Origin of the sequence: Acetobacter cerevisiae, assembly GCF_001580535.1 — a bacterium.
Taxonomy (GTDB): Bacteria; Pseudomonadota; Alphaproteobacteria; order Acetobacterales; family Acetobacteraceae; genus Acetobacter; species Acetobacter cerevisiae.
In genome coordinates, this window is record NZ_LHZA01000141.1 from 40,364 (window position 1) to 51,728 (window position 11,365).

13 protein-coding genes are annotated in these 11,365 nt (G+C 58.2%); 5 read left to right on the top strand and 8 right to left on the bottom strand.

Annotated elements, in window-relative coordinates; genetic code table 11:
* Positions 1 to 55: 55 nt before the first annotated feature.
* A complete protein-coding gene (locus AD928_RS07195) occupies positions 56 to 1,009 on the bottom strand; it encodes an alpha/beta hydrolase (protein ID WP_062249435.1) in 954 nt (317 codons plus the stop codon).
* Positions 1,010 to 1,690: 681 nt separating this feature from the next.
* Between AD928_RS07195 and AD928_RS07205 the strand changes: the two genes are divergently transcribed.
* On the top strand, positions 1,691 to 2,545 hold the full coding sequence (locus AD928_RS07205) for a PhzF family phenazine biosynthesis protein (RefSeq protein ID WP_062249451.1): 855 nt from the start codon (positions 1,691 to 1,693) through the stop codon (positions 2,543 to 2,545).
* An 89-nt stretch (positions 2,546 to 2,634) separates the two neighbouring features.
* Here AD928_RS07205 and AD928_RS07210 read toward each other — a convergent pair whose 3' ends face one another.
* The 7 genes from AD928_RS07210 to AD928_RS07240 form a co-directional block, all read right to left on the bottom strand.
* Entirely contained in the window at positions 2,635 to 3,759 is a 1,125-nt protein-coding gene (locus tag AD928_RS07210) for a metallophosphoesterase (RefSeq protein WP_062249439.1), read from the bottom strand.
* Positions 3,760 to 3,801: 42 nt separating this feature from the next.
* The gene (locus tag AD928_RS07215) at positions 3,802 to 4,371 is read right to left on the bottom strand and encodes a TetR/AcrR family transcriptional regulator (RefSeq protein WP_061505680.1); all 570 of its coding nucleotides are present in this window, start codon (positions 4,369 to 4,371) and stop codon (positions 3,802 to 3,804) included.
* A gap of 5 nt (positions 4,372 to 4,376) precedes the next feature.
* On the bottom strand, positions 4,377 to 4,841 hold the full coding sequence (locus tag AD928_RS07220; protein WP_062249441.1) for a nuclear transport factor 2 family protein: 465 nt from the start codon (positions 4,839 to 4,841) through the stop codon (positions 4,377 to 4,379).
* Between the two features lie 136 nt (positions 4,842 to 4,977).
* Positions 4,978 to 5,766 carry a CHAP domain-containing protein gene (locus AD928_RS07225; protein ID WP_043549293.1) on the bottom strand — a complete coding sequence of 263 codons (789 nt, stop codon included), beginning with the start codon at positions 5,764 to 5,766 and terminating at the stop codon, positions 4,978 to 4,980.
* Positions 5,767 to 6,069: 303 nt separating this feature from the next.
* Positions 6,070 to 6,420 (bottom strand): RidA family protein, encoded by a 351-nt coding sequence (locus tag AD928_RS07230; protein WP_043549291.1) that lies wholly within the window; start codon positions 6,418 to 6,420, stop codon positions 6,070 to 6,072.
* An 84-nt stretch (positions 6,421 to 6,504) separates the two neighbouring features.
* Positions 6,505 to 7,146 (bottom strand): nucleotidyltransferase family protein, encoded by a 642-nt coding sequence (locus AD928_RS07235; protein ID WP_062249443.1) that lies wholly within the window; start codon positions 7,144 to 7,146, stop codon positions 6,505 to 6,507.
* Positions 7,140 to 8,234, bottom strand: coding sequence for an XdhC family protein (locus tag AD928_RS07240; RefSeq protein WP_062249452.1), 1,095 nt, complete (start codon positions 8,232 to 8,234; stop codon positions 7,140 to 7,142). Before AD928_RS07240 ends, AD928_RS07235 begins: the two co-directional genes overlap by 7 nt.
* A 162-nt stretch (positions 8,235 to 8,396) precedes the next feature.
* Between AD928_RS07240 and AD928_RS07245 the strand changes: the two genes are divergently transcribed.
* From AD928_RS07245 to AD928_RS07260, 4 genes are all read left to right on the top strand, one after another.
* On the top strand, positions 8,397 to 8,810 hold the full coding sequence (locus AD928_RS07245; RefSeq protein WP_062249444.1) for a host attachment protein: 414 nt from the start codon (positions 8,397 to 8,399) through the stop codon (positions 8,808 to 8,810).
* A 156-nt stretch (positions 8,811 to 8,966) separates the two neighbouring features.
* Positions 8,967 to 9,641 carry an MBL fold metallo-hydrolase gene (locus AD928_RS07250; RefSeq protein ID WP_082779800.1) on the top strand — a complete coding sequence of 225 codons (675 nt, stop codon included), beginning with the start codon at positions 8,967 to 8,969 and terminating at the stop codon, positions 9,639 to 9,641.
* Between the two features lie 25 nt (positions 9,642 to 9,666).
* On the top strand, positions 9,667 to 10,155 hold the full coding sequence (locus AD928_RS07255; protein WP_373320557.1) for a DUF192 domain-containing protein: 489 nt from the start codon (positions 9,667 to 9,669) through the stop codon (positions 10,153 to 10,155).
* 64 nt (positions 10,156 to 10,219) lie between these two features.
* The gene (locus AD928_RS07260; protein WP_043549284.1) at positions 10,220 to 11,200 is read left to right on the top strand and encodes an NAD-dependent epimerase/dehydratase family protein; all 981 of its coding nucleotides are present in this window, start codon (positions 10,220 to 10,222) and stop codon (positions 11,198 to 11,200) included.
* Positions 11,201 to 11,365: the final 165 nt, after the last annotated feature.

An 11,365-nucleotide genomic window follows, 5' to 3' on the forward strand; every position in this document is an offset into this window, starting at 1 on the left:
AGGCGGCACCATAGGGGTGCCGCCTTTTTTATGCGCGCGTCTCAGGCTCAGAGTGTCAGGTTTTCGCCAGCAGCCGTCGCACACCGTCTGTCACGTCCCGCTTCGCTCTGTCTGTCAGCGGGGAAGTAAGCATGTCGAAACCATGCACCGCGCGGGCATAGACGATGAGGTCCGTTGGCACAGCAGCTTGCCACAGGCGATGCGCAAACGTGACATCCTCATCCCGGAAAAGATCAAGCGACCCTGTTGTGATGATAGTGGGCGGCAGGCCGGAAAGATCCTGCATGAAGGCGGGGGATAAATAGCCAAACATGGGGTCATCATTAGCAAGGTTTCCGCGCACAGCAGCCCATGCATGCCGGTTTTGCGCGCGTGTCCAGACAAAATCTCCGGTTGTCGGATCATCAGCGGGGGCGTCTGGTCCGCCAGTACGCAAGTCCAGCATGGGGTAAATCAAAAACTGGCCGCAGAGCGGGATTTCCCCACGGTCCCGCGCGAGCAGAGCCGTTGCAGCAGCAAGGCAGCCGCCGCCACTATCCCCCATGACCATAATGCGGGAGGCGTCCACGCCTAGTGTGCTGGCCTGCTGATGCAACCAAACGAGTGCTGCATAGACGTCTTCCAACCCGCCGGGGAAGGGAACTTCCGGGGCCAGCCGATAGTCCACAGAGACAATCAGCGCACCCGTTTCCTGCGCCAGCCGGCTGAGCGTTCCGGCCTGCATCTCTGGCGTGCCAGCAATCATTCCGCCACCATGAATATAGAGAATAGCCGGAACTGGCAGGTCAGTTTCCGAATGGCGGAACAGAAGAACACGCACATCAGGAGCGTCTTTCGGCCCTGCTATTTTGCGTTCCTCATAAGACACCGCATCAGAGTTCAGGAGGCTGGCCGTGCCTTCCGCCAGCATGCGGCGAAAGTCCATCAGGTCGTCATGGTCCGGATCGAACGCCGGAAAGGACCCCACTCTGTCACGTTGCGCGGCGTCAACCAGATGAAGGGATGTCATACGGACCTCTCTTTGTGTCATTTAAAGATTATTTCTATAAATTTCTGAAGAAATACATTCAATAAACCAAGAAATCCCTCCCATTGTAAGCGCTAAAACGGAGGACTAAGTGTCACAAATCTGTGTCTCGGGGCGGATGCATGATCTGCTATTCTGACAAAATCAGAAAAATGAGTGGCTTCATAAGGTAACGTGTAATGGCAGGTCCCCCGCGTAAGGAGGTTACCAGTTCTGGAAAATGGTTTGCTGCCAAACGGTATGGTTACGGGGCAGGGCTTCCCATTGTCTGGCAAGGATGGGTCGCGCTCGCCGTGTTTCTGAGCGTCACCCTTGGAACGACGTTCGGGATGCTCTTTCTGCGGCCAGACAAACCGCTTCTGCTCTTGTCTGGGGTGACTCTTATCAATGCGATTGCAGTCGCTCTTTTCCTCTGGATCTGTAAATCCCGAACTGAAGGGGGATGGCGGTGGAGATGGGGAGAGAAAGACTGAAAAAAATGGTCAGATCATAAATTTTCATGAAATTACGATGATGCAGGGCTGTGAAGCACGGCGGCCAGAAATGGAACTAATGCCATGTGGGTAATAGCGATTTCGTGCCGATAATAACGAATTCGTTTTGAGTTTTGGGCGTAATCATTGTCTGATGCTGCTTCGCAGACAGAGGGCTTAAGACGTGATGATGACGACCCCCGAGGCTCCGCAGGCCGTGCAAACTTTCGGCTTCCAGCAGGTGGATGTGTTTTCCGCTGTTCCGTTGCGCGGCAACCCTCTGGCGGTGGTTGAAAACGCGGATACGCTGCCTGATGCCAAAATGGCGGCACTTGCGCACTGGACCAACCTGAGCGAGACGACCTTTCTCCTGAACCCCAGCCAGACCGATGCGGATTACCGCGTCCGTATTTTTACGCCGTATAGTGAACTTCCCTTTGCGGGCCATCCGACTCTTGGAAGTTGCCATGTCTGGCTTTCTTCCAGAGTGTTGCCAGAGGGCAGGGATATTCTGCAGGAGTGTGGGGCAGGGCTGGTCAGGATCCGTCGGGATGGCAATCGGCTGGCTCTTGCAGCCCCCGACCTGTTGCGGAAAGGTGCTGTGGAGCCGGACCTTCTGGCTAAAATCAGAAAAGGCCTCAATCTTTCCGAAAAAGATGTTGTTGCCGCAGAATGGGTTGATAATGGCCCCGGCTGGTTGGCGCTGCTCCTGAAAGATCGCAACGCCGTTCTGGTCCTAAAACCTGATTTTGCAGAAATTGCAGGCATCCGGGTAGGCGTTGTTGCCCCCACACCCGGGGAGGATGAAGCCGATTTTGAGGTGCGCGCCTTCTCGGCTGCCGGATTTGAAGATCCCGTTACCGGCAGCCTGAACGCCGGTATTGCGCAGTGGTTAACAAGCACCGGCATTGCAGCCCCCGCCTATGTGGCAAGGCAAGGCACGGTTCTGGGCCGCGCGGGCAAGGTTTACGTAACGCGCTCTGACAAAGATGTCTGGATCGGCGGGGATGTTGTGACCTGCGTGAAAGGCCAGATTTCTTTGTAAGTCTTCCGCATAGTTCTGAAATTCGCGCAGATTGAAGTCCGTGCATTACTCCCGGCTATGCACAGACCTTTCTTTACCAAAAGCGGTTTTCAGGAGTGCGCTGGCCCTACCCGCAGGCAGAAACGCGTAATTTCTGGTGGGCAGAAAAGGCGCAGGGCAAAGCCGGGCCATAAGCCTGTGCCGTTGCTGACATAGAGCGTCATGCCGCCCACGTTATAGCGGCCAGAAACAAAGCCGTTATTGCCACGCGCCACCATGCGGGCGAGGCCCGGAAGCATGCCGCCATGCGTATGGCCTGACAGTTGCAGAGCCACTCCCCGGTCAGCGGAATTTTGTGCCGTGCGGGGCTGATGATCCATCAGCACGACAGGCGCGTTGGTTGGACGGCCGACAAGGGCTGCTTCAAGATCCGGGCCGGTCTGCCCATGGGCCCGGGCGGAGAGGTCAGTCACACCGGCAAGCACCAGATGCGTACCGTTGCGGGTCAGAACCGTATGGGCATTGAGCAGCATGGTCATCCCAAGGCCGGAGAGATGCTGCATCCATTCAGAATAGTCGAAAAAATATTCGTGGTTGCCGGGAATCGCAAATACACCGTCCGGCGCATGCAGGTTTTTCAGCGGGGCAATATCAGCCCGGCGCATGGCCACGGAGCCATCAATAAAATCCCCGGTCACAAGGATCAGGTCGGCTCCGGCAGCATTGGCGCGGTCCACAACAGCCTGCGTCCAGCGCGTCGGGAAGAGGCGGCTGATGTGCAGATCAGTCAGCTGGAGCAGGCGATAGCCTTCAAAAGCAGGCGGCAGGCCGGGAATGGTAACCGTGACATCACGCACCGGCGGCACCCGAATCGCTCCGGCAACTGCAATAGCTGCCAGCACGGCAGCCAGACCCGCTGAGGCAAGGCGCACGGAATCGGGGATGGCGACAAAGTGCCAGCGCACTAGGGCGTCGACCAGCGCGCCCAGATCCAGCACAATTTGCAAAAGTGCTAAAAACAGGATGGCGCCAAAAGCCCAGTTGAACAGGATAATCAGCGGGCGCGGGAATTCCGGCACAAACACGGAGCCGGAGGAAAGCTTGCTCCAGTAGAGATACTGGGATGCCCCCAGCATGAGGAGTGCCAGAGGGATTTTGAGCGCCAGAGGCAGAGAGAGCGGCCAGAGCCAGTTTAGGATCACAATCAGGCACGGCAAAGAGGCAGTCAGCAGCAAGGCGATTGGTGTCCTTAACAGGCGTGGCAACAGAGCAGGGGATTATCCTCCGCTTTTGCCCGGCTGTCTGCCTTTCATCTCATCCAGAACCCGATCAAACACATCCGGCCTCCCAAGCGCACGGGCCAGCACAATCGCGCCCTGAATACCCGCGACAATCTGTTCGGCCTGTTCCCGCGCCGCCTGTTCCGTCTGGTGGGTGCGCTGCAATGCCGTGGTCAGGGCCTGCACCCAGCGGGCAAAGTAGTCCCGGATGGCCTCGGCAAACCGGTCCCGACTGTCACTCAGCCCCAGCAGCCCGACCAGACAAACTCTTTGGCCGGAGGCAAAATAGACGCGCACGGCCACAAACATGGCTTCAATCGCAGCTGCAGGGGCGGCGGAAGTGAGCAGAGGCTGAAAAATCTCCGTTTCAAACCAGTGGTCAATACTGGCCAGAACGGCGGTCATCATCTCCTCTTTGCCCTTGGGGAAGAAGTGATACAGGCTTCCTTTACCCAGCCCGGTCGCCTGAGAAATCAGGCTGAGGCTTGCTCCTTCATAACCATGCTCCCGAAAGACTTCCGCCAGAAGCGGAAGAATATCGGCTTTTTCCGTAACCGTGCGCGCCATGGGTCTTAAAGGCCCAGTTCAGTCAGGGAGGGGAAATCATCCGGGCGGCGCGTGCCGGTCCAGAGCAGTTTGCGGTCTGTCTTAAGGATCGGCAGGTCATTGATGGAAGCCACGCGCCTGCGCATCAGGCCGTTCTCCTCAAATTCCCACAGCTCATTCCCATAGGAGCGGAACCACTGGCCTGTGCCGTCATGCCATTCATAGGAAAAGCGCACGGCCATGCGGTTCAACCGGAAGCCCCAGAGTTCTTTGACCAGCCGGTAGTCCTGTTCCTGCTGCCATTTGCGGGTGAGGAAGGCGATAATCTCCTCGCGTCCGTGAATGAAGTCCGTCCGGTTGCGCCAGAAACAGTCCGGCGTATAGGCCTGTGCAACATGCACGGGATCCTGACTGTTCCAGGCATCTTCCGCTGCGCGGACTTTCTGGGGGGCGGTCTCTTCGGTGAAGGGGGGAAGGGGAGGTTTGATCATGTGTGCGACTCTGTACCGTTTGGTTAAGAGTTTACCTATCAGTACAAAGTGCGCTTATGCAAGTGTTATGCAGGCACAAAAAAACCGCCGCCGGATAACCGGGGCGGTTTCAGAGGATGCGCGGTAAGGAGAGGCCTTACTGCTGGCCATCAAACGTAATGGAGTTGTCCTGCGCGCCGCTGGTAATGGGGTGCGCATTTTCCGGAGCCTGAGCAAGCTGGGTTTCGCCGCCCTGCATCTGGGTCTTCTTGGCCCATGCCGTCATGACATCGTTGCGCGGGTTGCTGTTGCGGCGCTCACCGGGGGAGCGTGCATAAATAAAGCCGTAGGTCGGATAGATGGACCCGTAGGTGCCGGAGCGGTTGTTCAGGGCAACGCGCACAGCAGACCAGTCATTGTTCGGGGAGACGTCAATCACCGGCACGTTGCGGCTGATGCCAGCCTGCGCCCAGTGAGACTGATCAATGATGATCGTGCGGCTGTTCACAACATTCCGCACCACAGCCACATGGCCCAGCGGCATGCGGCGAATACCACGGAAGTTCAGCACGCTGCCTTCTTCCGGTGCGTTGCCGCGTTCATAAACGCCAGCGGCATTGTGCCACCAGTCCCGTGCATTGCCATGCAGCACGACTTCGGATGCGGACTTGGCGTAAGCAACACACTGAATGACGTGACCGCCACCATACCCGCGGTGAGACACAAACTGGCGGCCTGCTGCCGGGTGCCAGCGGCCACCGGCATAACGGCCTGCCGCGTGGTAGGATGCAGTGGAAAAGGTGATTTTATGAACGGAACCATTTCGGTGCCCGTTGCTTACAGTATGACGAGCCTTTGCAGAGGCAGGCTGTATAAAGGCGGATAACGACAGAAGAGAAACAACGGCCATCGCGAGGTTGAGTTTTCCGGGCCGTCTCTGTCGCATTTCAGCGTGCCTTCCCTGCATCACGGTTCAGTCAATGTGGACTTCAGGTATAAACATCTGCGCAAGTCAGGCAAGCGCTCATTGCGGGGCAAATTCGCATGAGGTTGGGTTTGCTGAATCCATGGGTCTAAAAACGGGAAAATAGGAATAAAATCCTATCCCCTGCCATGACATTGCCTGATTTGCTTTATTTTCTGGCAGAGTGAAGAAAAGTTGCTGATCTGTTCCAGCCCCATGGATTCGACCCTGCTGTGGCATAGATGCCACGCCGGGCCGTCCCCCACGGAGCCGGAAAAGGCAGGCTTATTTGGTCGTCACAACCATGATTTCGACCAGGATGCGCGGGTTCGCCATCACAGCCTGCACGCAGGCGCGGGCCGGGGCAGCATTTTCCGGCAGCCATGCGCTCCACACCTTGTTCAGGGCATCACGGTCGTTGATGTCTTTCAGCCAGATCTGGGCCTGCAGCAGGCGGGTGTTATCCGTGCCATGCTGTTCCAGCAGGGTGTCCAGCTGTTCCAGAATGTCACGGGTCTGGCCTTCCGCATCGGCATCCAGATTACGGGCCACAACGCCCTGCGTGAAAATAAAGCCGTGATACTCAACCGCCGCAGAGAGAATCGGGCTGGGGTTCGTGCGCAGAATTTTGCTCATAAGGATCTCTTCAGGTTTTCAGCGCATGCGCTGGCCGGCTCCGTGCCGGCAGACCCTCAGTTTTCAGGGCACGGGCCCATGTGGTCAACCGGGGGCCTGTGCAGAACGTGCATAGGCGGCCAGTCGTTCCGGGGTGTCAAAATCCACAAGCTCCTCGGGGCGGGCCAGAACGCGCTGCACGGCAGGGCCAAGAGCGCGCAGAATCGCCCGGCCTCCATGGTCGCCCTGCACGGCGGCAAGGGCAGCAAATTGCGCGGCATCCCACACAACCGGGTTGCCGGGTTTGCCATCCCCCCGGTCTGGCGCTGTGGCTGGAGGTTTAAACCGGGCATGGTCCCGCAGCAGTGCGTTCAGCAACGCGACGGAAACCAGCGGCATATCACCCAGACACACCAGCAGGGCAGGCGCATGCTCCGCCTGCGCGACCTGCACCCCGACTCGCAGGGAGGCAGAGAGCCCATCCTGTGCGTCCTGCGCAATCCGCGTTTCAAGCCGGGGCGTATCGGGAAAGGCGTTGCTTATAAGAGAAGAGAGGTCGGGCCGGTCTGGCGGGAGAATCACCACCACCTTGCTCACTGCACTGGCCAGAACTGTGGCCGTTGTACGCACCAGCATCGGCACGCCCTGCGCATCGCGGGCCAGCAGCTTATGATCGGGTGCCGTGCGGGAGGAGCGCCCCGCCGCCAGAACAATGGCGAGCGCTGCGGCGGGAGAGGGCGTTACCACCCCGGATTGTTCGCAAGGGCAGCCTTGCGCCGCACCGCGACAATCTGGGCCAGAATGGACAGCGCGATTTCCTCAGCCCCAATCGCGCCGATGGCCAGCCCGACGGGGCCGTGGATTCGGCTGATTTCCTGCTCGGAAAACCCGATTTCTCGCAAACGCTCAACCCGGCTGGCCTGTGTCGTGCGGGAACCCAGTGCTCCAACATAAAAAGCAGGACTCCGCAGAGCGACTTCCAGCGTTGGGTCATCTAGCTTGGCGTCATGCGTCAGGGTGACAATGGCGGTCATGTTGTCCACGCCAAGTTCTCCCAACGCGTCATCCGGCCATTCCGTCAGTAGCGTTTCCCCCAGAATAAAGCCGGGGAAGCGTTCCGGGGTGGCCAGAGCTGTGCGCGGGTCAATGACCACGGGGGAAAAGCCTGTCATCCGGGCCATAAGGGCGAGGTGCTGGGCAATATGCACAGCGCCCACAATCAGCAGGCGCGGCGGCGGGGTCAGCGGTTGCAAAAACCAGTCCATCCCCTGTGCATCCGGCTCATTTCTGCACCGGCCAGAGTTGAGACACGCCAGAGCAGCGGGAATCAGCTCCGCCGGAAAGCCGGGGGGCGTGGATTCTGTGGTTAGATCAGAGATTAAAAGATGTTTTACACCGTCCAGCGTGCGGGTCAGCAGCGCACCGGTTCGGGTGGTCTGTTTGGCACAGGCTTCGGCCAGCAATGCTTCAGGCAGCGTGCCGGAGGGACAGGCGGGGGAGAGCACAGCTTCCACCAGCACATCCAGCTTACCGCCACAGGCCAGCCCGACCTCCCACGCGCGGTCACTGCTTACGCCGTAGGACAGAACTTCCGGCGGTGCCCCGGTCATAATGGCCTGTGCTGCTGTAATTACGTCGGTTTCCACGCAGCCGCCGCTCACGGAGCCTTCCACCCGGCCTGTGTCACTAATGGCCATCAGGCTGCCTGCCGGGCGTGGGGAACTGCCCCATGTGCCCACCACGGTGGCGAGGGCCACAGCATGGCCTTCCCGTGCCCATAAAAGAGCGTGGTCCAGTGGGGTGAGTGGCTGGGGGGCGGAAAGAGGGACAGTCATAAAATCCAGTCTATACCAGCCCTTGCAGGCTGTGCCCACGGAAGGAACGTGGGGTCAGGCCTGTCTTTGTGGCAGGTTTCCGTGGGGGCGGGGTCTTGATAGGCAGATGAGGAACGCCCATGTCATAACATGAGTGCTATTAAGAGACTGAGGAGTGATTTCATGATTGAATCAAGAGACGGACGCGTCATTTACGTTGTGGCTGATGGCAGGAAAGTCCGTTTCCTGCATGATGGCGAAGGCAAAATGCACGATGTGCAGGACTTCGACAGCGAAAAGCATGAAGCCACTCCGGGCAAAATGCCCACGGGTGCCACGCCGAAAGATGCAGCCAAAGACGGCTTTGCCCGCGTTGTGGCTGACCGTCTGAACGCGCTGGTCAACAGCGGTGAAAAAATTGATGGCTTCGTGCTGGCCGCTCCGGCCCCGGTGCTGCATGAAATCCGCCAGCATCTGAGCAAGCCCGCTGCAGCCAAGCTGATCAAGACCTTTGATAAGGACTTCACCAACATTCCGGCACATGATCTGCGCAAGCATTTTGATATCCCGGCAACGGGTTGGGTCCTGCCGTCCTGATTTCTTAAGTCAGGATTAAGGTCTGAAAAAACTGCCCATGCTCTGCATGCGGCAGTTTTTTTATGGAAAAACCATCTTAAAGTAAGGGGAGAGGCTGCGTGCAAACCGGTCACGGTCCCCGCGTAGGCGCATATTTACAGGAAGGAGCCTGACGTCTTGCATCTAGTGTATCCCGACATGCAATTGCAGGTTCTGCCTGTCACCCCATTCCGCCAGAACTGTTCTCTGTTGTGGGACGAAAATACCCGCCACGCGCTGGTGGTGGACCCCGGAGGGGATGCGGACTTCCTGATGGAGGTCATCCGCAAGCGGGGGCTGACGGTGGATGCGATTCTCATCACCCACGGCCATCTGGATCATGCGGGTGGTGTCGCCCCCCTGTGCCGCGCCTTGGCAAAAGAGCAGGGCAAAGCACCAACAGTCATTGGGCCGGACAAGCAGGATGAATTCCTGTTGTCTTCTATTGTGGATCAGGCGCGCCATTTCGGCCTGCCCGGTCTGGAAAACGCAACAGTGGACCAGTACACGCAGGACGGAGACCGTCTGGAGCTGCTGGGTCGCACTTTTTTAGTCCGCCATATTCCCGGTCACACCCCCGGCCATGTGGTGTTTGTTGATGAAAAAGCCCGTTTTGCTTTTGCGGGAGATACCTTGTTTCGTGGTACAATTGGTCGCACGGACTTCCCTTATGGAAATAGTTCCCTCTTAATATGCAACCTAAAGGAGAAATTACTTCCACTTGGAGACGATATCGTCATTATGCCCGGGCACGGTGGCTCAACCTCGTTGGGAGAGGAACGCGTGAACAATCCGTTCCTCCGTGCTGGCTAACAGGAGTTTGTGAGTGAAACAGGGTATTTGCGGTATTCTGACCGCCTGCCTGACAGCGGGTGTGCTCTTAGGGGCCAGTCCGGTCAGGGCGGAAGATATGGGGGAGCCGACCCAGGCTCAGGCAACGCTGCCGAAAGAAAACCTCACAATCGCCTCGGCGAATGGTCGTCACGTCTTTTCGGTAGAACTGGCCAAAACGCCGCGCCAGCAGCAGGTGGGGGAAATGTTCCGCACCACTCTGCCTGCGGATAACGGCATGCTGTTCCTGTGGGCAACCCCGCAGCAGAGCGACATGTGGATGGAAAATACGCTGGTCCCGCTGGATATCGTCTTTATCGGGACGGACCACCGGATTCAGGCCATTGCGGAAAATGCTGTGCCGCGCAGTCTGGCCCATATCAGCAGCCACGGTCCGGTGGGTGCAACGCTGGAACTGGCAGGCGGGGTGACCGCCAAACTGGGTATTACTGTGGGCGATAAGGTGGAAGCACCGTCTCTGGAGAAAAAATCCTGACGCAGAGCGTTCTGTCCGGGGGGTGCGCACAGCCCCGGCAGCTTGGGTGTAACGGGGCAGTAACGTGACGTTTTTAGTAACCGGAGCAGCCGGGTTTGTTGGCTACCATGTCAGCCAGGCGCTTCTGGAAAGAGGGGAGCGGGTTATCGGCATCGATAACCTCAACTCATATTATAGCCCCGCTCTCAAGCAGGCTCGTCTCGGGCGGCTTGGGCAGGCGCCGGGATTCGTATTTCATCAGCTTGATCTGACACAGCCTGACGCGCTGGATACCCTGGCCGCGCAGGAGCCCGATATTCGGGGGATCTTCCATTTCGCGGCACAGGCTGGCGTGCGCTATTCCATGCGGGACCCGTATGTGTTTGCGGACAGTAATGTGCTGGGCCATGTGGCCGTGCTGGAATTTGCCCGCAAACTGAAGCGGCTGGACCATCTGGTCTACGCATCGTCGTCATCCGTCTATGGGCGAAACACCAGTATGCCGTTTAAGGAGACAGACCGGGTGGATGAGCCCGGCTCCTTCTATGCTGTGACCAAACGGGCTGGAGAGCTGGCCTCTTCCACTTACAGTCATCTGTATGGCCTGCCGCAAACCGGACTGCGCTTCTTTACGGTCTATGGGCCGTGGGGGCGTCCGGATATGGCCTATTACAGCTTTGCCCGTGCCATTGCGCGGGGGGAAGATGTCACGCTCTATGAGGGTGAGGGGCTGGCGCGGGACTTCACTTATATAGCGGACGTGGTGGCAGGCGTTCTGGCGGTGTTTGAAAAACCGCCAGCCGCAGGGGAGGCGCGGGTGCTGAATATCGGCAACCACAGGCCGGAATCCGTGCGCTACCTTGTCTCTCTGCTGGAAACGGAACTGGGCCGGAAAGCAAACCTGCGCCTGTTGCCGCGCCCGCAGGCAGATGTGGAGAAGACGTGGGCGTCCATTGATGCCATTCAGTCTTTAACCGGCTGGCACCCTACAACCGTGCTGGAAGAAGGCGTGCAGCGCTTTGTCTCCTGGTTCCGCACCTATGAGAAGCTCACGATAAACGCCTGAATCCTTAAGATGGATTTTCTTTAATGATTAAAAGGGGCCCCATAAGGGGTCTTCCCGGTGGGGTAAAAACCGATTCAGCCCCGGTTTCCCGCCATTTTGAATAAAATTTCAAAGCGTGTTGACAGGGTCGGCTCAATCCCTTAGAAACCGCTTCACCGGACGAGA

Excerpts from the sequence above, each read along its gene's own strand:
- AD928_RS07220 (WP_062249441.1), bottom strand. The coding sequence starts at position 4,841 with ATGATCAAACCTCCCCTTCCCCCCTTCACCGAAGAGACCGCCCCCCAG.
- AD928_RS07215 (WP_061505680.1), bottom strand. The coding sequence starts at position 4,371 with ATGGCGCGCACGGTTACGGAAAAAGCCGATATTCTTCCGCTTCTGGCG.
- AD928_RS07195 (WP_062249435.1), bottom strand. The coding sequence starts at position 1,009 with ATGACATCCCTTCATCTGGTTGACGCCGCGCAACGTGACAGAGTGGGG.
- AD928_RS07205 (WP_062249451.1), top strand. The coding sequence starts at position 1,691 with ATGACGACCCCCGAGGCTCCGCAGGCCGTGCAAACTTTCGGCTTCCAG.
- AD928_RS07245 (WP_062249444.1), top strand. The coding sequence starts at position 8,397 with ATGATTGAATCAAGAGACGGACGCGTCATTTACGTTGTGGCTGATGGC.
- AD928_RS07230 (WP_043549291.1), bottom strand. The coding sequence starts at position 6,420 with ATGAGCAAAATTCTGCGCACGAACCCCAGCCCGATTCTCTCTGCGGCG.
- AD928_RS07240 (WP_062249452.1), bottom strand. The coding sequence starts at position 8,234 with ATGACTGTCCCTCTTTCCGCCCCCCAGCCACTCACCCCACTGGACCAC.
- AD928_RS07225 (WP_043549293.1), bottom strand. The coding sequence starts at position 5,766 with ATGCGACAGAGACGGCCCGGAAAACTCAACCTCGCGATGGCCGTTGTT.